This is a genomic window from Microbacterium sp. SORGH_AS_0888 (genome assembly GCF_030818905.1).
GTDB lineage: Bacteria > Actinomycetota > Actinomycetes > Actinomycetales > Microbacteriaceae > Microbacterium.
On sequence record NZ_JAUTAZ010000001.1, the window covers coordinates 2,057,416 to 2,077,208 of the forward strand.

At 71.4% G+C, this 19,793-nt stretch carries 17 protein-coding genes; 5 read left to right on the top strand and 12 right to left on the bottom strand.

The window, feature by feature from the left end; translation table 11 throughout:
- Positions 1–83 precede the first annotated feature (83 nt).
- The gene (locus QE381_RS09980) at positions 84–1,061 is read right to left on the bottom strand and encodes a zinc-binding dehydrogenase (protein ID WP_307217780.1); all 978 of its coding nucleotides are present in this window, start codon (positions 1,059–1,061) and stop codon (positions 84–86) included.
- 49 nt (positions 1,062–1,110) lie between these two features.
- Positions 1,111–1,497, bottom strand: a complete 387-nt coding sequence (locus tag QE381_RS09985; protein WP_307217782.1) for a DUF1304 domain-containing protein — start codon at positions 1,495–1,497, stop codon at positions 1,111–1,113.
- Positions 1,498–1,572: 75 nt separating this feature from the next.
- Here QE381_RS09985 and QE381_RS09990 point away from each other — a divergent pair, with 75 nt between their 5' ends.
- A complete protein-coding gene (locus QE381_RS09990; protein ID WP_307217784.1) occupies positions 1,573–2,151 on the top strand; it encodes a TetR/AcrR family transcriptional regulator in 579 nt (192 codons plus the stop codon).
- A 13-nt stretch (positions 2,152–2,164) separates the two neighbouring features.
- Here the strand turns inward: QE381_RS09990 and QE381_RS09995 are convergent, their stop codons facing one another.
- Entirely contained in the window at positions 2,165–3,316 is a 1,152-nt protein-coding gene (locus QE381_RS09995) for a citrate/2-methylcitrate synthase (RefSeq protein ID WP_307217786.1), read from the bottom strand.
- A gap of 124 nt (positions 3,317–3,440) precedes the next feature.
- Here QE381_RS09995 and QE381_RS10000 point away from each other — a divergent pair, with 124 nt between their 5' ends.
- Positions 3,441–4,658, top strand: a complete 1,218-nt coding sequence (locus QE381_RS10000; RefSeq protein ID WP_307217788.1) for a citrate synthase — start codon at positions 3,441–3,443, stop codon at positions 4,656–4,658.
- Positions 4,659–4,750: 92 nt separating this feature from the next.
- On the opposite strand, the gene ilvD is transcribed toward QE381_RS10000, so the two are convergent.
- Positions 4,751–6,643 carry a dihydroxy-acid dehydratase gene (gene ilvD / locus QE381_RS10005; RefSeq protein WP_307217789.1) on the bottom strand — a complete coding sequence of 631 codons (1,893 nt, stop codon included), beginning with the start codon at positions 6,641–6,643 and terminating at the stop codon, positions 4,751–4,753.
- Positions 6,644–6,817: 174 nt separating this feature from the next.
- On the opposite strand from ilvD, the gene QE381_RS10010 reads away from it, so the two are divergent.
- The 3 genes from QE381_RS10010 to QE381_RS10020 all read left to right on the top strand — a co-directional run bounded on the left by QE381_RS10010 (position 6,818) and on the right by QE381_RS10020 (position 11,426).
- Positions 6,818–7,654, top strand: coding sequence for a helix-turn-helix transcriptional regulator (locus QE381_RS10010; RefSeq protein WP_307217791.1), 837 nt, complete (start codon positions 6,818–6,820; stop codon positions 7,652–7,654).
- Positions 7,655–7,743: 89 nt separating this feature from the next.
- Positions 7,744–8,562, top strand: a complete 819-nt coding sequence (locus tag QE381_RS10015) for an FAD binding domain-containing protein (protein ID WP_307217793.1) — start codon at positions 7,744–7,746, stop codon at positions 8,560–8,562.
- Positions 8,559–11,426: a molybdopterin cofactor-binding domain-containing protein gene (locus tag QE381_RS10020; protein WP_307217794.1), complete on the top strand. Its 2,868-nt coding sequence runs from the start codon at positions 8,559–8,561 to the stop codon at positions 11,424–11,426. Before QE381_RS10015 ends, QE381_RS10020 begins: the two co-directional genes overlap by 4 nt.
- Before the next feature lie 270 nt (positions 11,427–11,696).
- On the opposite strand, the gene add (QE381_RS10025) is transcribed toward QE381_RS10020, so the two are convergent.
- The 8 genes from add (QE381_RS10025) to QE381_RS10060 form a co-directional block, all read right to left on the bottom strand.
- Positions 11,697–12,740, bottom strand: a complete 1,044-nt coding sequence (add, locus tag QE381_RS10025) for an adenosine deaminase (RefSeq protein WP_307217795.1) — start codon at positions 12,738–12,740, stop codon at positions 11,697–11,699.
- A complete protein-coding gene (locus QE381_RS10030; protein WP_307217797.1) occupies positions 12,737–13,345 on the bottom strand; it encodes a helix-turn-helix domain-containing protein in 609 nt (202 codons plus the stop codon). Before QE381_RS10030 ends, add (QE381_RS10025) begins: the two co-directional genes overlap by 4 nt.
- Positions 13,346–13,355: 10 nt before the next feature.
- Positions 13,356–14,396, bottom strand: a complete 1,041-nt coding sequence (gene add / locus QE381_RS10035) for an adenosine deaminase (protein WP_307217798.1) — start codon at positions 14,394–14,396, stop codon at positions 13,356–13,358.
- Between the two features lie 35 nt (positions 14,397–14,431).
- Entirely contained in the window at positions 14,432–15,322 is an 891-nt protein-coding gene (locus tag QE381_RS10040) for an ABC transporter permease (protein ID WP_307217800.1), read from the bottom strand.
- Entirely contained in the window at positions 15,319–16,152 is an 834-nt protein-coding gene (locus QE381_RS10045) for an ABC transporter permease (protein ID WP_307217802.1), read from the bottom strand. The genes QE381_RS10040 and QE381_RS10045 overlap by 4 nt, the downstream gene beginning before the upstream one ends.
- Positions 16,139–16,966 (bottom strand): ABC transporter ATP-binding protein, encoded by an 828-nt coding sequence (locus QE381_RS10050; RefSeq protein ID WP_373426930.1) that lies wholly within the window; start codon positions 16,964–16,966, stop codon positions 16,139–16,141. Before QE381_RS10050 ends, QE381_RS10045 begins: the two co-directional genes overlap by 14 nt.
- A gap of 37 nt (positions 16,967–17,003) precedes the next feature.
- Positions 17,004–18,083 (bottom strand): ABC transporter substrate-binding protein, encoded by a 1,080-nt coding sequence (locus QE381_RS10055; protein WP_307217803.1) that lies wholly within the window; start codon positions 18,081–18,083, stop codon positions 17,004–17,006.
- Between the two features lie 179 nt (positions 18,084–18,262).
- The gene (locus tag QE381_RS10060; RefSeq protein ID WP_307217805.1) at positions 18,263–19,651 is read right to left on the bottom strand and encodes an amidohydrolase family protein; all 1,389 of its coding nucleotides are present in this window, start codon (positions 19,649–19,651) and stop codon (positions 18,263–18,265) included.
- Positions 19,652–19,793 lie beyond the last annotated feature (142 nt).

Genomic DNA, 19,793 nt, shown 5'->3' on the forward strand with positions numbered 1-19,793 from the left:
GTGCGTCCGCACAGCGAATTCGCTGCGCGGACGCACGTTTCGGTCGCGGTCGTGGGGCGCACACGCCGCGCCCCACCGCCGCATCAGGGCCGGAGGAGCACCTTGCCGACCCGGCCGGGCTCGAAGTTCTCGCGGGCCGCCGCGGCGATGTCGTCGAAGGAGTGCACGGACGAGACCGGCAAGGTCAGCACCCCCTCGCGGATGCGGGTGACCAGCTCGCCGAGCAGTGCGCCGCGCCGGGCGGGCTCCATCGCGGAGCTGACCTTGCTGCCCCAGAAGCCCTTGACCGTCAGCTGACGGAAGATGACGTCTCCCGAGCTGATCTCCATGACGGGCGAGGCCATCGCGCCGAACACGACAAGCGTGCCGTTCTCGGCGAGGAGCGAGAGCACCTCGCCGCTGGCCGCGCCGCCCACGGAATCCACGCCCGCCACGATCGGTGCGCCGCCAGTGATCGCGGCGACCCGCTCGCGCCAGTCGTCCGCGTCCGTCGCCACGACGTCGCCGATGCCGAGCGCGGCCAGCTCGTCGACGCCCGCCGCACGCCGCACGAGTCCGAGGACGTGGATGCCGCGCGCCGCGGCGAGCTGCGCCACGAGGCGCCCGACGGCGCCGTTGGCGGCGTTCTGCACGATCCAGGCTCCGGGCTCGAGCTCCAGGAACTCGAGGAGCGTGATCGCGCTGAACGGCATCGACACGAGCTGGGAGGCGGTCTCATCGTCGACGTCGTCGGTCACCGGGATGAGCGCCGCCGCGTTCGCCACGAAGTACTCCGCCCATACCCCGAAGGTGCCGCCGGTCGCGACCCGCTGGCCCACCGTCAGGTTCTCGACGCCCTCTCCGAGGGCGTCGACGACCCCGACGGCCTCGGTGCCCGCGCGGGCGGGCAGCTCGGGCTTGTACCCGTAGGTGCCGCGCACGGTCCACAGGTCGTGGTTGTGGATGGGGCTGAGGAGGGTCCGCACCCGTACCTGCCCGGGGCCGGGCTCGGGGGTGTCGACCTCTTCGACGGCGAGGACCTCGGCGGGATCGCCGAAGGAGTGGTGAACGAGAGCGCGCATGAGATCTCCTGTCTCGATAGCGGGGACGGATGCCGTCGGCATCCGTGGGTCAGAGGAACAGCCCGATGACGGTCGCGATGACGGCGAGCAGCGGCAGGAAGCCCTGCTTCAGGGCGGCACCGCGCTTGTCCGGCGAGCTGAGGAGGAGCACGAGGGCAGCCGCGAGCATCGAGCCGGCACCGGTGAGCACGAGCGTGAGGCCGACGGCGGGCGCCCCCGTCGCCGTGACGATGATCCCGAGGAAGACCGCGAGCGCGAGGAACAGGTTGTAGAACCCCTGGTTGAACGCGAGCGCACGGGTCACCTCGACCTCGGCGTCGCGCGTGCCGAAGGTCTTGCGGGCCTGCGGCCCGTCCCAGGCGAGCGACTCCATCCAGAAGATGTAGACGTGGAGCGCGGCCGCGAGGCCTGCGAGCACGAGTCCGGCGATGATCATGACTTCCCCCTCGATTATTGGAACGACCGTTTCACTATATACTGGAACGGTCGTTTTACAAACCGGAGGCATCGGATGGGTCGCTCACGCAGCTTCGTCGAGACGGAGGCGGTCCGCGCCGCGCGCGGCGTGTTCTGGGACCGCGGCTACGCCGAGACCGCCGTGCCCGAGCTCGAACGCGCGACCGGGCTCGGACGCTCGAGCCTGTACCACGGCTTCGGCAGCAAGCGCGGACTGTTCGACGCCGCCGTCACGAGCTATCTCGACGAGGTCGTGCGACCGCGTCTCGCACCGCTGCAGACGACATCCGTCGCGCCCGGCGCGCTCGCGACCTATCTCACGGGCCTGCGCGCAGCGATGGCCGACGGCACGACGCAGCTCGCCACGCACGGCTGTCTGCTGATGAACGCGGCCACCACGAGCACGGTCGACGACGACGCGCTGCGCCAGGTCGTCCGCTCCTACCGGGCCGAGCTCGCCACCGCGTTCGCGGCCGGCGTGGACGCGGCGCGCCCCGAGCTCGGCGACGACGCCCGCGCGCAGCTGGCGACCTCGTGCACCGCGCACGTCGTGGCGGCGATGTCGATCGTGCGCGCCGACCCGGCGGCGGCGGTCGAGTTCCTCGACAGCGCGCTGCGCCTCGTGCGGGCCTGACCCGCGGCGCGCATCACCCTCGAGGAGGCACGCCCACGTAACGGGCCGAGGGCCGGATGATCTTCGGGTCCGCAGCCTGTTCGAGCACGTGGGCGGTCCAGCCGACCGTCCGTGCGACCGCGAAGGTCGCGGTGAACATCTCCCGCGGCACCCCGACCGCCTCCATCACGACCGCGGCGAACAGCTCGACGTTCGCGTGGAGCCCGCGCCCGGGCTTTGCCTCGGCGAGCAGCCGCTCGGCGAGGTCGGCATAGGCGAGCGCGAGCTCGACCCGATCGCCCCCGAGCTCGGCGGCGACGCGCTTGAGCAGCTCCGAGCGGGGATCGGCCGTGCGGTACACCGCATGGCCGAAGCCCATCAGCCGACGCCCCGCTGCCAGCTGATCGCGGATCCACGACTCCGCCCGCTCGAGCGAGCCGATCTCGTCGAGGGCGTCGAGCACGCGACTCGGCGCGCCGCCGTGCAGCGGACCCGTCAGCGCTCCGAGGGCGCCGGCGAGGCAGGACGCGACATCCGCCCCGGTCGAGGCGATCACGCGCGCCGTGAACGTCGAGGCGTTGAACCCGTGATCCATCGTCGCGACGAGGTAGGCGGTGAGCGCGCCCTCCGCTGCCGCGGTCGGAACCCGTCCGGTGAGGGCGAACAGATAGTTCGCCACGACGCCGCGGTCGGCGAGCGGCCCCGCCTCCGGCTCGTGCCGGGCGAGGCGGGACGCGAACGCGAGCACCGACGGCGTCAGCGCCACGAACGCCAGCGCATCGCGGCGGCGTTCGTCCGGGGTGAGGTCGTAGAGCGGCCGTGAGCCGCGCACCGCGCCGGCGAGCGGATACGCGGCCTTCAGCACGCCCGTCGCATCGAGCCGTCCGCCCGACGCGGCCACGATGCCGCGAAGCATCTCCCGCAGAGCGGGGTCGAGCCGTGCGGCGGACGCCGCCTCCCGGCGGAAGGCGACGTGCTCGGCGACGGTGGGCACGGAGCCGTGCAGCAGCAGGTGCCACGCCTCCTCGAAGCTCGCGTGCGCGGCGAGGGCCGCGGCATCGTGGCCGCGGTAGCGGAACCTGCCGGCCAGCCCGTCGACCTCGCCGACGGCGGTCTCGGCGACGACGACGTTCGTGAGCCCGCGGGGCACGTCGATCAGAGTGGGGTCGAAGCGATCGGTCGGCATCCGGTGTCCTCCTGCACGTCTCGGTGTGCGTGCTCACACCCTCGTGCGCACATGGATGATCGTCAACGTTGATCCTGTCAATGGATGGCGATGCGGCAAGCCCGCGTCCCGTACGCTGCGGTGCGTGACGGATGCCGCATCCCCCCTGACCGCGGCCCAGGCCGCGGCGCGACTCGGGATCAAGGTCGAGACCCTGTACGCCTACGTCTCGCGCGGACGCCTCACCCGCCATCGCACCGCGGCGGGGTCGCTGTTCGACCCGCTCGAGATCGAGGCGTTCGCCCGCGCACGGCGGCCCGGGACGCCGACGACGGCCCACGGCGGCGGCTCACCCCTCATGGTGCTCGACACCGACATCGCGCTCGTCGAGGACGACGAGCTGTACGTCCGGGGCCGTCCCGCGCGCGACCTGGCGACGCGACACGGGTTCGAGCAGGTCGCCGGATGGCTGCTCGGGAGCCCGCTCGAGGGCCCGCCCGCCGCGGCGTTCGCGCTCGAGGAGGTCGACGAGCGCGGCATCCGCTCCCTCGTGGCGGCGCTCCCGGCCGGACATTCGTCGCTGCACCGATACGAGGCGGCGCTGCTCTGGCTCGCCGCCTCCGATCCGCTGGCCGCGGAGACGACGACGGACGGCCTCGTCCACGCCGGCACGCGCTCGATCGCGGGCGCGGCCGCCGCGGTGTCGCGAGTGGACCCCGGGGAGGCGGCCACCATCGCTCAGCGCCTCGCGCACGGATGGGCGCCGGATGCGGACGCGTCGCTCGCGCGGCTCCTCGACGCCGCTCTCGTGCTGCTCGTCGACCACGACCTGGCGGTGTCGACGCTCGCCGCCCGGGCAGCAGCATCCGCCCGCGCCTCCGCATACGGCGTGATCGCGGCGGGCCTCGGGGCGATGGACTCGGCGCTGCACGGCAACGCGAGCGTGGCGGCGGTGCGGACGATCCGCCGCATGAGGGACGGCGCAACGGCGCACCGCGCGCTGGGTGACACGGTCGCCACCGAGCCGGGCGGCCTCCCCGGGTTCGGGCACTTCCTGTACACCGGGATCGACGCCCGCGCCGACGTGCTGCTGACGATGCTGCGCGAGGTGCCCGACGCGCGACCGACGATCGAGGCGGTCGACGCCCTCGCCGCCGAGGCGGAACGCGTCGCCCGTCTCCGGCCCAACGTGGACCTGGCCCTCGCCGCGATCGTCACGGCCTTCGATCTGCCGGCCGACGCGGGCACCGCCCTGTTCGCGATCGCGCGCTCGGCCGGCTGGATCGCGCACGCCGTCGACGAGTATCGGCGGCCGCCGCTGCGTCTGCGCCCGCAGGGCCGTTACGTCGATCCGGCCCCCTGACCCGATCGATACGGCGAGCCGCAACGGCGCCCGGGCCCGCACGGAACGCACCGGTGCCCGCCCGGTGCCCGCTGCAGCGGGGATGCCGCGGCTCAGACCAGCGCGGACTCCCGCGGCTGCAGCGCCCGCTCGACCGCCTCGACGTCGCGCACGGCGCCGCGGTCGGCGGAGGTCGCCATCGCGGCGTAGGCGCGCAGCGCCATCGACACCGGCCGCTCGCGATCGCGCGGCCGGAAGCCGCCGTCCGCGATGAGCCGCTCCCGCCGGGCCGCCAACTCCTCCTCGCTCACACGCAGCGCGAGCGAGCGGGTCGGGATGTCGATCTCGATCACGTCGCCGTCCTCGACCAGAGCGATGTCGCCGCCGGCCGCCGCCTCCGGCGAGACGTGCCCGATCGACAGTCCCGAGGTGCCGCCGGAGAACCGGCCGTCGGTCACGAGCGCGCACACCTTGCCGAGCCCGCGCCCCTTGAGGAACGAGGTCGGGTGCAGCATCTCCTGCATCCCCGGCCCACCCTTGGGGCCCTCGTAGCGGATGACGACGACATCCCCCGCCTGCACCTGCTTGCCGAGGATCTTGGCGACCGCCTCCTCCTGCGACTCGCAGACGACGGCGGGGCCCGAGAAGGTCCAGATCGAGGGGTCGACGCCCGCGGTCTTCACGACGGCGCCGTCGAGCGCGAGGTTGCCGCGGAGCACCGCGAGCCCGCCGTCGGCGGAGTACGCGTGGGCGACGTCGCGGATGCAGCCGTCCTCGGCGTCCAGGTCGAGGCTGTCCCAGCGTGCGGACTGCGAGAACGCGCTCGAGGAGCGCACCCCGCCGGGGGCGGCGTGCCACAGCTCCCGCGAGGTCTCGGAGGCGCTGCCGCCGCGCACGTCCCACTCGTCGAGCCACGCCGAGAGCGAGGGCGCGTGCACCGCGTGCACGCCGACGTCCAGCAGTCCCGCGCGCCGCAGCTCGCCGAGGATCGCGGGGATGCCGCCGGCGCGATGCACGTCCTCGACGTAGTACATGCGGCCGTAGGCGGGGTTCGGGGCGATCTTGGCGAGGCAGGGGACGCGCCGCGAGACGGCGTCGATGTCGTCGAGGCCGAAGCCGACACCCGCCTCGTGGGCTGCGGCGAGCAGGTGCAGGATCGTGTTGGTCGACCCGCCCATCGCGATGTCGAGGGCCATGGCGTTGCCGAAGGCGGCGGGGGTGGCGATCGCGCGCGGGAGCACGGAGGCGTCGTCCTCGTCGTAGAAGCGGCGGCAGAGCTCGACCGCGAGGGCACCCGCCTGCTCGTAGAGCGCGCGGCGGGCCGTGTGCGTGGCCAGCACCGTGCCGTTGCCGGGCAGCGCGAGGCCGATCGCCTCGGTCAGGCAGTTCATCGAGTTCGCCGTGAACATGCCCGAGCACGAGCCGCACGTGGGACAGGCGGCCTCCTCGATGCGCTGGATGTCGGCATCCGACACCGCGTCGTTGGCCGCCTCCGAGATCGCGTCGACGAGGTCGAGGGTGCGCACCGTGCCGTCCACGAGCGTCGCCCGCCCCGACTCCATGGCCCCGCCCGAGACGAACACGGTCGGGATGTTCAGCCGGAGGGCTGCCATCAGCATCCCCGGGGTGATCTTGTCGCAGTTCGAGATGCACACGAGCGCATCGGCCTGATGGGCGTTGGCCATGTATTCGACCGAGTCGGCGATGAGATCGCGAGAGGGCAGCGAGTAGAGCATCCCGCCGTGGCCCATCGCGATGCCGTCGTCGACGGCGATCGTGTTGAACTCGCGTGGGATGCCGCCGGCCGCCGTGATCGCCTCGGACACGATCCGGCCGACGGGCTGGAGATGCGTGTGACCGGGCACGAACTCCGTGAAGCTGTTGGCGACGGCGATGATCGGCTTGCCGAAGTCGGCCGCGTTCACGCCGGCGGCGCGCAGCAGTGCGCGCGCGCCGGCCATGTTGCGGCCGTGGGTGACGGTGCGGGAGCGAAGAGGGGTGGGCATGGTCCCACCCTGGCCCGTCGGACGCTCCGGTGGAAGACGGCGCCACTGCTAGTAGTGAGAGCACTAGCGTTGCGAGGCGGCTTCATCGGCGACGACGCCCGGGACGGGCAGCGCGGCGGCGGACACGAGGGTGCGCCACCCTCGCCGGGACCTCGGCGCGCCTACCCTGAAGGGGTGAGCAGCGACGAGCAGAGGCGACGCGAGCTCGGCGTCTTCCTCCGCGCCCGGCGCGAACAGGTCGAGCGCGACGCCTACGGCCTGCCCCCGGCCGGTCGCGGTCGCACGGTGGGCCTGCGGCGCGAGGAGGTCTCGTACCTCTCCGGCGTCAGCGTCACCTGGTACACCTGGCTCGAGCAGGGGCGCGACATCCACCCCTCCCGCCAGGTGCTCGATGCGATCGCGCACAGCCTGCGGCTCACGGTCGCCGAGCACGACTACGTCCTCGGGCTCTCGGGGTTCGCGCCCGCGCAGGCGACGAGCGGACCGGCGGTCGAGGCCGCCCCGGCGCATGTGCAGCGGCTGCTCGACGCACTCGAGGAGCACCCCGCGTACGCCCTCGCGCCCGACTGGGGCATCGCCGGGTGGAACCGTGCGTACGAGGACCTCTACCCGCGAGTGGCGGAGACGCCCGATGCCGAGCGCAACCTGCTGTGGCTCATCTTCACCGACCCGGGGGTGCGTGCTCTCGTCGACGACTGGGAGCTCACGAGCCGCCGGTTCCTCGCCGAGTTCCGCGCCGAGGCGGGGCCGCGCCTCGCCGACCCCCGCTACCGCGATCTCGTCGCACGGCTGCGCGGGGCGAGCCCCGAGTTCCGGGACGGATGGGCGGGCCACGACGTCCTCGGCTTCCAGTCGCGCGAGCGCGTGTTCCACCACCCGGCGGCGGGACGCCTCGTGTTCGAGCACCACCAGCTGCGCCCCTCGGACCAGCCGGGCATCCAGCTCGTGGTCTACACGGCCGCCGACGCCGGCACCCGCGAGCGCTTCCGCGCCGCCCGCGGCGAGCTCTGACCGGGCGGCGTCGCCGTCACGAAACACTCGCGAAATCCCACTTTGATTCACTCGAGTGTTCGTGCGGTCAACATCGCGGAAGGGCTCCTGTGGACATCACCAGCGTCACCGGCTTCCGTGCCGCGCGCACCCGCGACGATCTGCGGCTCGCGCCGGGCGAGGTCGTGATGGCGGGCGGCACCTGGCTCATGAGCGAGCCGCAGCCCGACACGACCGGCTTCGTCGACCTCATGACGCTGGGCTGGCCCGATCTCGAGACGGACGACGCGGGACTGCGCATCGGCGCGACCTGCACGATCGAGCGCCTCAGGCAGTGGGCGGAGGCCGAGGCGCCGGCCGAATGGACCGCGCTGTCGATCGTGCCCGACGCCGTCAACGCCCTCCTCGCATCGTTCAAGATCTGGAAGACCGCGACCGTCGGGGGGAACATCGCCCGCTCGTTCGCGGCAGGGTCCATGGTCGCCCTCGCGGCGGGTCTGGACGGCATCGCCGAGGTGTGGACGCCGGACGGCGGCGAGCGCGCGCAGCCCGTCGCGGAGCTCGTGACCGGGAACGGCACGAACACGCTCGCGCCCGGCGAGGTCATCCGCGCCATCCGGCTTCCGGCCCGGACGCTGCGTTCCCGCGCGCGGATCCGCAAGATCGCCCTGGCCGAGCTCGGCCGGTCCGGCGCGGTCGTCACCGGCCGCGTCGACGAGGACGGCGCGGCCGTCTTCGGCATCACGGCGGCGACGTGGGCACCCACCGTGCTGCGGTTCGACGCACTGCCGCGGCCCGTCGAGCTGGCGGATGCGGTGGGCGCGGCATCCGGGTACTACACCGATCCGCTCGGCTCGGCCGACTGGCGGCGCGGGGTCAGTCTCGTGCTCGCGGAACGCATCCGCGCCCAGCTGGAGGAGGCGGCATGAGGTTCGAGATCAACGGCGAGTCCACCGAGGCCGACCCCCGCCCCGGCCAGTGCCTGCGCACGCTCCTGCGCGAGCACGGGCACACCGAGGTCAAGAAGGGCTGCGACGCCGGCGACTGCGGGGCGTGCGGGGTGCTGCTCGACGGCGAGCCCGTGCACTCCTGCATCGTCCCGGCGATGCGGATGGAGGGGCGCAGCGTCACGACGGCGTCCGGCCTCGCGCCCGGCGACGAGCTGCATCCGGTCCAGGAGGCGCTGATCGAGAGCTTCGGGTTCCAGTGCGGCTTCTGCACCCCGGGCATGAGCGTGACGGCGTCCACGCTGTGCGCGTCCGACCTGTCCGATCTCGACCGGCGCATGAAGGGCAACCTCTGCCGCTGCACCGGATACCGGCCGATCCGCGAGGCGATCACGGCGTCCGTGCTCGGCCCCGTGCGGGAGACCGGCGCCGCCGCATCCGCCTCCCCCGCCGGGTCCCCACCCACCATGTCCCAGTTCGAACCGCTGGGGGAGGCTCCGAGCGGTCGAAAAGGGGACATGGTGGGGGAGGATGCGGCGGATGCCGGGCGCCAGGGGGTCGGGAGGTCCGTCCGGCCCGACGCCGGTCGCCGTGTCGTCCAGGGCCTCGAGCCCTACACCTTCGACGTCGTGGGCACCCCCGACCAGCCGTGGGCCGGCACCGCGCTGACCCTGCGGGTCGTCACGAGCCCGCACGCGCACGCCCGCATCCGCTCGATCGACACGAGCGAGGCCCTCGCGATCCCCGGCGTGGTCGCCGTCCTCACCCACGAGGACGCGCCTGCGATGCGATACTCGAGCGGCCGGCACGAGCACCGCGAGGACGACCCGGACGACTCCCGTGTGCTCGACGACACGGTCCGGCACATCGGACAGCGCGTCGCAGCCGTCGTCGCCGAGACCGCGGAAGCGGCCGACGCCGCCTGCCGCGCGGTGCGCGTCGACTACGAGCTTCTCCCCGCGGTCTTCGACCCCGACGAGGCACGCCGGCCCGGCGCGCCGCTGCTGCACCCCGACCGCACCCCCGCGGACCGCGTCGACGAGGCGCACCGCAACGTCATCGCAGGACTCCACGACGGCTCCGGCGGCGACATCGACGCCGCGCTCGCACACAGCGCCGTCACGGTCTCCGGCACGTGGCAGACCCAGCGCGTCACGCACGCACAGCTCGAGACGCACGGCGCGATCGGCTGGCTCGACGACGACGGCCGCCTCGTCATCCGCTCGTCCACGCAGGTGCCCTTCCTCACGCGCGACGAGCTGTGCCGCGTCTTCGACATCCCGCAGGACCGGCTCCGCGTCTACGCGCCGCGGGTGGGAGGCGGGTTCGGCGGGAAGCAGGAGATCTTCACGGAGGACCTGGTCACCCTCGCCGTGCTGCGCACCGGTCGCCCCGTCGCCTACGAGTTCTCGCGCACCGACCAGTTCCAGCGGGCGTCGCTGCGGCATCCCATGCGCGTGAGCGTCACGCTCGGGGCGGATGCCGACGGCACACTGACCGCGATGAAGGTCGACGTCCTGAGCGACACCGGCGCCTACGGCAACCACTCGCGCGGCGTCATGTACCACGCGATGGCCGAGTCGACGACGATCTACCGCGCTCCCGTGCGACGCCTGGACGCCGAGGTCGTGTACACGAACAACGTGCCCTCCGGCGCGTTCCGCGGGTACGGCCTCGGGCAGGTGATCCTCGGTGTCGAGTCGGCGATGGACATGCTCGCGCAGCGACTCGGCCTCGACCCCTTCGAACTGCGGCGCCGCAACATGATCCGGGAGGGCGACCGGCTGCATCCGGATGCGGACGAGTACGAGGAGGACCTGATCTGGGGCAGCTACGGCCTCGACCAGTGTCTGGACCTCGCCGAGGCCGCGCTGCGACGCGGCAACGGTGCGACGGCGCCCGACGGCTGGCTCGTGGGCGAGGGCATGGCGGCCTCGATGATCGCCACCATGGCCCCGCGTGGCCACGTCGCGCACACGACCGCGACCCTGCGCCCCGACGGCACGTACCTGCTGCGGGTCGGCACGGCCGAGTTCGGCAACGGCACCACGACGGTCCACCGGCAGATCGCCGCCTCCGTGTTCGGGGTCGGCTTCGACCGGCTCGCGCTCTGGCACGCCGACACGGACGCGGTCGAGCACGACACCGGAGCCTTCGCCTCGGCCGGCATCACGGTCGCGGGCAAGGCGCTGTACGCCGCGTGCCGCGCGCTCGAGGAGCGCATGCGCGCCGTCGGCGCCGAGCTCACGGGCACGGATGCGGCGGCGGCCGCCGTGACGCCCGACGGGGTCCGCGCGGGCGACCGGATCGTGTCGTTCGCGGAGATCGTGGCGGCCGCGCCGGAGGCTTTCCGTACCGAGCAGGGGCTCACGGCGGACGGCCGGGAGTTCGGCGACCAGCGCTCGCTCGCGTTCAACGTGCAGGCCGTGCGGGTCGCGGTCGATCCCGAGACGGGGACCGTCCGCATCCTGCAGTCGATCCAGTCCGCGGACGCCGGCGTCGTCCTGAACCCCGCCCAGTGCCGCGGCCAGGTCGAGGGCGGCGTCGCGCAGGGCATCGGCAGCGCGCTGTACGAAGAGGTCATGACCGACGGCGAGGGTCGGGTCACGAGCCCGGTGTTCCGGGTCTACCGCGTGCCGCAGTTCGCGGACGTGCCCGAGACCGAGGTGTACTTCGCGAAGACCTCGGACACGGTCGGCCCGCTCGGGGCGAAGTCGATGAGCGAGAGTCCGTACAACCCGGTCGCCCCGGCGATCGGGAACGCGATCGCCCGTGCCCTCGGCGTCCGCCCCTTCGCGCAGCCCTTCAGCCGCGATCGGGTCTGGCGTCTCGCGCAGTCCCGCTGACCGCGCACCTCGGACGCCGCGCATAACTCAGGCAGAACCGCCACCACAGCAGCAAAAATCAGCCCGGGAGCCGACTCTGCCTGAATTACGGGCGACCACGGGGGCGACCACGGGCCGGCCGGCCGTCCACCCCGCCGACCCGGGACGCCGCGCATAACTCAGGCAGAACCGCCACCACAGCAGCAAAAATCAGCCCGGGAGCCGACTCTGCCTGAATTACGGGCGACCACCGGGGGCGACCACGGGCGGGCAAGCCACCGGGGCGGACGATCAGGGACGGGCGAGGAGCGCGTCGAGGGCGAGGAACTCGGCGGCGAAGGAGGCACGAAGCGCCGCCTTCGTCTCGTCGTCGCAGAACGCGCCCTCGATGCCGTCGAGCGCGATCGTCTTCGCTGTGGCCGCGTCCACTCCCATGGCGGCGAGCCCCTCGCGGTACTCCCGGCCGAGGTCCGTGCGGAAGAACATCGCGTCGTCGGTCGAGACAGCGACCCGCAGACCCGCATCGATCATCGCCCGGATGCGGTGACCCTCGTCGAGGGTCCAGCCCGAGCAGATCGTGGTCGACACCGGCGTCACGGTGAACACGACGTCTCGCTCGCGCGCCAGGTCCACGAGAGCGGGGTCGTCGACGATGCGGTACCCGTGGTCGAGCCGTTCGCAGCCGAGCTCCTCCAGCGCGACGCGCACCGCATCCGGCGTCGCGAACGGGGTCTCGGCCACGTGCGCCGTGCGCTTCAGCCCGTGCCGGCCGGCGAGGGCATAGGCGTCGATGAAGCGGCCCGGGTCCTCCGTGTCCTCCGGCGTGAGGTCGTCCTGCCCGATGGCGAGCACTTCCGGCAGCCCGTGGGCGACGACCTGCTCGACCATCTCGACGGCGGAGGCCGGCGACTCACGGCGGTTGATCGCGGCGACGATCCCGAAGCCCACGCCGAAGTCGGCCTCGGCGGCGCGGAGCCCCGAGATGATCGGGTCCATGACCTCTCGGTACCCGAGGCCGCGCGCGGCGAAGTACTGCGGGTTCACGGCGTACTCCCGATAGCGGAGGGAACCGTCGGCGACCGCCGATCGGACCCCCTCATAGGCGACGCGTTCGAAGTCCTCGGGATCGCGCAGCACGTCGTGCGCGAACCGGAACGCGACGAGGAAGTCGCGCAGGTCCTCGAAGTCGAAGAGGGTCGCGGGATCGGTGGCGGGCAGCGTGACGCCGTGCTTGGCGGCCAACTCGATGAACAGCGGCGCACTCATGGTGGAGGCGAAGTGGCAGTGCAGCTCGGTCTTGGGCAGGAGCTGCAGGTAGTCGGGGTACGCGATCATGCCCCTCGCCCGCGCAGCCGTGGACGCTCCTTCACGACGATCAGGCGGTAGGGGGATCCGTCGGCGGACCACCATCGGTGCGAGACCCCGCCGCCGTAGTAGATCGAGTCGCCGGTGTCGAGGGTGTGCACCTCCCCCGCGAGCTCGACGAGGACCCGCCCCTGCACGACGTACAGGAACTCCTCCTCGTCGTGCACGAAGCACTCGCCCTGGCTCGTCGCATCCGACACGACCTCCATCGGATGGAACGGCCTGGCCCCGTGCACGAGCATCCGCGCCGTTCCGGCGGCGAAACCCTCGGGGACCGCCCCCGACCCGGCCCGCTGCACCTCGACGTCCACGCTCGTCTCCGGCGACGCCTCGGCCGCCGCGATCAGCTCGATCGGGCTCGTCTCGAGCGCGAGGGCGATGCGACGCAGCGACCCGAGGCTCGGCTGGGCGAGGCCGCGCTCGAGCTGGCTGAGGAAGGGATGCGAGAGCTCGGTCGCGGACGCCAGCTGCACGAGCGTGAGCCCCCGCGCCTTACGGAGCTGACGGATGCGTTCGCCCAGTCGGAGGACCGCCTCGGCCTCGTCCTGCCGCGACAGCCCGCCGATGACGCTCAAGACCGGCGCCTCACACCTCGAGCGCGACGCCGTGGGATGCCGCGTAGTCGGCGACCTGCGCGACGTACGCCGCCCGGCGGGCAGGGGTGAGCCACGAGGCCTGGAACGAGTTGATCGCGAGCTGGACGAGGTCGGCGCGCGAGAGGCCGGCGTGCTCCGCGAGCGCGACGTAGTTGTCGCCGACGTAGCCGCCGAAGTAGGCGGGGTCGTCGGAGTTGACCGTCACGGCGACCCCCTCGCGCATGAGGCCCACGATCTCGTCGGACTTCATCTGCTCGGTCACGAAAGAGTTCGAGACGGGGCAGCAGGTGAGTCCGAGGCCGCGCTCCTTGACGAGGGCGACGAGCTCGGGGCTCTCGACGATGTTGGTGCCGTGGTCGATGCGGTCGACCTCGATCTCGGTGAGCACCTGACGGATGTGCTCGATCGATCCCGGCTGGTCGATGTCGCAGTGCATCGTGAGCAGGAAGCCCTCGGCACGTGCGCGCGCGAACACGTCGGCGAACTTCGACGGCGGGTTGTCGCGCTCGTCCGAGTCGAGCCCGACCCCGACGATCCAGCGGCGGTAGGGCAGCGCCTCCATGAGGGTCGACATGGCGTGCTCGGCCGAGAAGTCGCGCAGGAAGCAGAGGATGAGCTCGGCGGAGACGCCGAGCTCGGTCTCCGCCCGCACGGCCGCCCGGCGGTAGCCGCCGATCACGTTCTCGAACGGCACGCCCCGGCTCGTGTGCGCCTGCGGGTCGAAGAACATCTCGACGTGCACGACGCCCTGGGAGGCCGCCTTCTGCAGGTAGGCCCAGGCGAGGTCGTGGAAGTCGTCCGCCGTCTGGAGCACCCCCATCGCCGGGTAGTAGACGGCGAGGAAGCTCGTCAGGTCGGTGAAGTCGTAGGTCGCGCGGACCTCGGCGACGGTCTTCTCCGCGAGCTCGATGCCGTTGCGGGCGGCGAGCTCGAACTTCAGCTCGGGCTCGAGGGTGCCTTCGAGGTGCAGGTGCAGCTCTGCCTTCGGCAGGCCGAGGGCGAACTCGGCCAGCCCCACGTCGTCGGTCATGGGTGTTCTCTCTTCAGGGTGCCGGAAGCGGCGGGTCAGATGCCGGTCTGCGCGCGCATCCCCATACGCGCCAGGACCACGTTCTCCACGATCTGGATCACGTTGTAGAGGATGAGCGAGACCGCGGTGACGAGGACGACAGCGGTCCACAGGGCGCTGAACTGCGCCTGCGGCACGTACTTCGCGATCGATCCGCCGATGCCGCCGCCGACGGCGAGCCACTCGGCCAGCAGCGCCCCGGTGATCGCGCCGGGCACCGAGATGCGCACGGCCGCGAAGAACGCGGGAAGCGAGGACGGCATCGCGACCTTGCGGAGCTTGGTCACCGAGCTTCCGCCGTAGACGTCGACGAGGTCGTTCATCTGCGCGGAGGCCGACTTCAGGCCGAACGAGATGTTCACGAGGGCGGGGAAGAGCACGACGATCCCGCCGATGACGGCGACGGTCAGGATGTCGCGGCCGAAGATCAGGATGATGACGGGCGCCATCGCGACCAGCGGGACCGAGCGCAGCAGCATCGCGACCGGCATGAGCGCGTGCTCGACGCCCTTGCTCAGCTGGAAGACCGAGGCGCCGAGGAGGGCGACCACGAGCCCGGACACGAAGCCGATCGCCGAGTGCCCGAGGGTCACGACGAGGTTGCCGAGCATGACCTCGCGGTTGGCCGCCGCGGCCGGCACCGTGAACAGGTAGTTCCAGACGTCCACCGGTCCCTTGGCGATGTACGGCGAGATCTGGAAGATCGCGAGGATGCCGATCCACAGCACCAGCACCGCCACGATCGTCCCGACGAGCGTGATGACGCCCCAGCCGAGCGCCTTCAGCGCACCGGATGTCGCCTGCCGGCGGATCTGCGCGTTCAGCTGCGCGGCGGCCTGCGATCCGAGGCCGGCGGCGGGCGATTGCACCGTGTTCAGGGTGGTCACTGAGCCGTTCCTTTCGACCAGGGAGCGATGGCACGGGCGACGAGGCCGACGAGCGCGAAGCCCGCCAGCGCGACGGCTCCGCTGGCGAGGGCGAGCGCCCACACGAGGGCCGCGTCGGAGTTCTGCTGGGCGAGGATCATGGCCAGTCCCACTCCGGCCTCGATCTTGCCGAAGAACTCACCGAGCACGGCTCCGAGGAAGGCGGCGGGCACGGCGATCTGCAGCGAGTTGAGGATCGAGGGGAGGGCGGCGATGAGACGGACCTTGCGCAGCTGGGTGAGCTTGCTGCCGCCGTAGACGCGGACGACGTCCAGGCTCGCCTTGTCGGCGGACTTCAGGCCGAGGAGGGCCCCCACGACGGTCGTGAAGAAGCACGAGAGCGCGGCGAGGAAGACGGCCGTTCCGCTGGCCTCACCGGGCTTGGGAACCGGGAACAGCACGACGGCCAGCATGCCGATGGCGACGATGGGCACGCAGTAGGTGAGGATCGCCAGCTGCATCGCGAGGCCCTCCAGCCGCGGGAGCAGCAGGACGACGAAGGCGAGCAGAAGAGCGAGTCCGTTGCCCCACAGGTATCCGATGCCCGACTCCACCAGGGTCACCGAGAAGTTGCGGGCGAAGTAGTCCCACCCTGCCGTGCCGTAGGCGATGACCACGTCGAGGGGACTGGGGATGATCTTCTGTCCCGAGGGGTTGAGGAAGATCTGGGAGATGATCCACCACAGGATGATCAGGCCCACGCCGCCGATCGTGCCGGTCAGCCATGCCGGGAGCTTGATGTCCTCCCAGTGGATCGCGCGGCCCTTGCCGGGTGCGTCAGTGGTCGTCATCGGCGGCGGCGCCCCCCTCGCCGAACAGCAGCTCGGAGGCCTGATCGACGTAGGCGTGGAACTCGGGGGTGCGCATCATGTCGGGCGTCCGCGGACGGGGGAGGTCGATCGTCATGACCTCCTTGACCCGGCCGGGTCGCGGGCTCATGACAGCGACCTGGTCGGAGAGGAAGATCGCCTCCGAGATCCCGTGGGTGACCAGCAGCGTGGTCGCGGGCTTCTCGGTCCAGATGCGCAGGAGCTCGAGGTTCAGCTTCTGCCGCGTCATGTCGTCGAGCGCGCCGAACGGCTCGTCGAACAGCAGGACCTCGGGTCGCATGACCAGCGACCGGGCGATCGAGACGCGCTGACGCATGCCGCCCGAGAGCTGAGCGGGCTTGGCCTTCTCGAAGCCCTTGAGGCCGACGAGCGAGATGAGCTCGTCGACGTAGCCCTTGTCGACCGACTTTCCGGCGACCTCGAAGGGCAGACGGATGTTGCTCATCACGCTCCGCCAGGGCATGAGCGCCGAGTCCTGGAACGCGATGCCGAGCTTGCTGTCGCGTCGCAGCTCCTTGGGGCTCTTGCCATCCACCCGCGTGGTGCCGCTGGTGGGCTGCTCGAGTCCGGCGAGGATGCGCAGGATCGTGGACTTCCCGCATCCGGAGGGCCCGAGCAGGGAGAGGAACGTCCCCTGCTCAGTGTGCAGGTTCGCGTCCTGCAGCGCCACGACCGTCTTGCGTCCCGTGGTGAAGACCTTGTTGAGGCCGGTGATCTGGAGGCCGGTGCCCAGGGTGGTCCCCTGGGCACCGGTCTCGATGACGGTGTTCGTCACGTGAGTGCTCCGGATTCGGATGTCGAGAGTGCCGGGATTACTTGGCGTACTTCACCAGGTCGGGGTTCTCCTTGTACACCTCGTCGAGCAGCGAGGTGTCGAAGAGCTGGTCCGTCGTGACGTTGATGCCGGCGTCCGCGAGGCTCTTGATCGTCGAGCTCTTGAGCTCGTCGGAGATCGTGAACAGGCCGTTCTCGACGGTCTCGTCGGAGACGACGAGGTCGCTCAGCTGCGCCTCGGCGCCGGCCAGCGAGTTGGCGGGCGTGAGGTTCAGGTCCTTGCCGTAGTCGTTGACGGCGAGGTCCGAGCAGCCCTTCGGGTCGTTGACCGCGTCGGTCCAGCCCTGGATCTCGGCCTTCAGGAACGCCTTGACCTTGTCGGGGTGGTTCTTGATCATGTCGTCGGTGGCGATGAAGGTCTCCGCAGGGAAGGGCAGACCGTTGTCGGCGAACGGCAGGTTGACCGTGTCGTAGCCCTCGTTCTTGACGATGATCGCCTCGTTGGTGAGGTAGGCGATGAATCCGTCGACCTCGCCGTTGGTCAGGGGCGCCGGGTCGTACTGGACCGGGACGACCGTGACGTCGCTCGAGGTCAGGCCGTTCGCGGCGAGGAAGGCGTTGAACAGCGAGGTGTTCGAGTCCTGCACGCCGATCTTCTTGCCCTTGAGGTCGGCGACCGTGGCGATGTTGCCCTTGTTCTTGAGCGAGAGGATCGTGAAGGGGTTCTTCTGGTAGGTCGTGCCGATGACCTTCAGGGGCGAGCCCTCGGTGGCGATGGCGGAGCCGGTGGCGACGGCGTCGCTGAGACCGAAGTCGGCGGTGCCCGAGAGGAGCTCGGAGACGCTCGTGGACGGGCCGGGGATGAGGTTCACGCCCGAGAAGCCGGCCCCCGTGAAGTAGCCCTTGCTGTCGGCGAAGAACTCGCCACAGAACTCCTCGTTCTTGATCCAGCTCAGCTGCACGTTGAGCTGGCCGAGGTCCGCGGAGTCACCGCCGGACGAAGCGCTGCTTCCACCCGACGAGGAGCCGCCGCTGCAGGCGGTCAGGGCGAGAGCCGTCAGCGCGATCGCTGCGACCGAGGTGGCGACGCGGCTGCGTCGCGAGGTGAGGAATGACATGACGTGTCTCCAGATGCCGTGTGGTGCACTCGGGTAAGGGCGTTGCGGGAATCGGCTCGCGCCACACCCCGCAACGTCTTCGACGGTAGGCGATGTAGATTTCACGAACACTGGCGCTCGTGTTTCGTCGCCGTTACGGTCCGCCCGATCTGCGCCGGACGGTCGCGACCGCGCGCGGCTCAGCGGGGGTGGCCGAAACGCGCGGCCTGCGCCGGCAGGTCGGCGTGGATGCGCGCGCTCGCCTCGGCGGCGAGCGGGTTGGTGGACACGCCGTTCTCGCTCACGAGGCGCCCGCCGACGTAGACCTTCTTGAGGTTGCGCAGGCTCATCGAGAGCACGTAGCTGCGCACGGGGTGCCAGAGCGGCCCCACATCGGGGGTGCGCGGGTCGACGACGACGAAGTCGGCGAGCTTGCCGACCTCGAGCGAGCCGACGCGGTCGGCGACCCCGAGGATCTCCGCCCCGCCGATCGTGTGGAGGCGGAGCACCCGCTCGGGGGTCATCGAGAGCGGGTCCTTCGTGCGTGCGCGCTGCATGAAGATGCCCGCGCGCATGTTGCCCCAGGGGTCCGAGATGTCGGTGCACGCCTGGTCGTCGAGCCCCATGCCCACCCGGATCCCCAGCTCGAGCATCTCGGGCACGAGCGCGACGCCGGAGGCGAGACGTCCGTTGGACGCGGGCTGCCAGGACATCGACGCGCCGCCGGCGGCGGTCTGCTCGATGATCTCCGGCGTCGTCTGGATGAAGTGACCGAACATCATGTCGGGGCCGAGGGCGCCGGCGTCGCGGTACAGGGCGAACTTCGCCTGCTGCAGCGGCACCGCCTCGGGCGACTCGAGGAAGTGCGCCTGGTTGGTGACGCCGAACCGGCGCATCGCGGCGACCTCGAGCTCGGCGGCCTCCGGCCGGGGCGACCACTGCACCTGGCCCATGATCGAGGCGCCGAGCGCGAAGTCGGGGTCGAGCGAGCGGGTGTGGGCGACGGATGCCGCGAAACGGTCGAAGATCTCGTCGTCGGACCCGGCGGTGACGTCCATGCCGATCGAGTCGACGAACCGGATGCCGGCGTCGAAGCAGCCGTCGGCCTGGCGCAGGTGGTAGTCGAGCTCGCGCAGCGGCGCATCGCCCACACGCTTCCCGTCGACCATGGACTCCCACGACTGCAGCGGATCGGTGAAGTTGTAGGCGGTCGTCACGCCGTTCGCGAGGAAGTCCAGCGCCCCGTGCAGCGTCGACCAGTAGATGTCCTCGGCGGACATGTGCCGCGTGAACCCGAGCATCGAGTCGCACCAGCCGTACAGCGTCTCGTCGACCCCGAGCCCGCGCAGCCCGCTCGTGAACAGGTGGGAGTGGCTGGACACGAAGCCCGGCGCGACGAACGCGCCCTGCACGTCCAGGACCTCGTCGGGGACGACGCCCTCGAGCAGGGTCTGCGGCGGCTCCCCCGCGCCAAGGGCCGCGATCCGTCCCGCGTCCACGAGCATCCAGCCGTTCTCTATGTAGCCAGGGTCATCCGTGCCGGCGGGCAGCGTGATGAGTCGGGCGTGGGTGACGAGCACAGTGGGCATGGCGATCTCTCCGAACGGTCGGTGCACCGCAACGCTAGCGGGACCGTGTTTCCGGGCCGCTACAGATCGCGGCGCCCGCCGCGAACGCGAAGTTATCCACAGGGCGCGGAACCGAGGGCCGCGCATTTCTTATGCTGGTTGC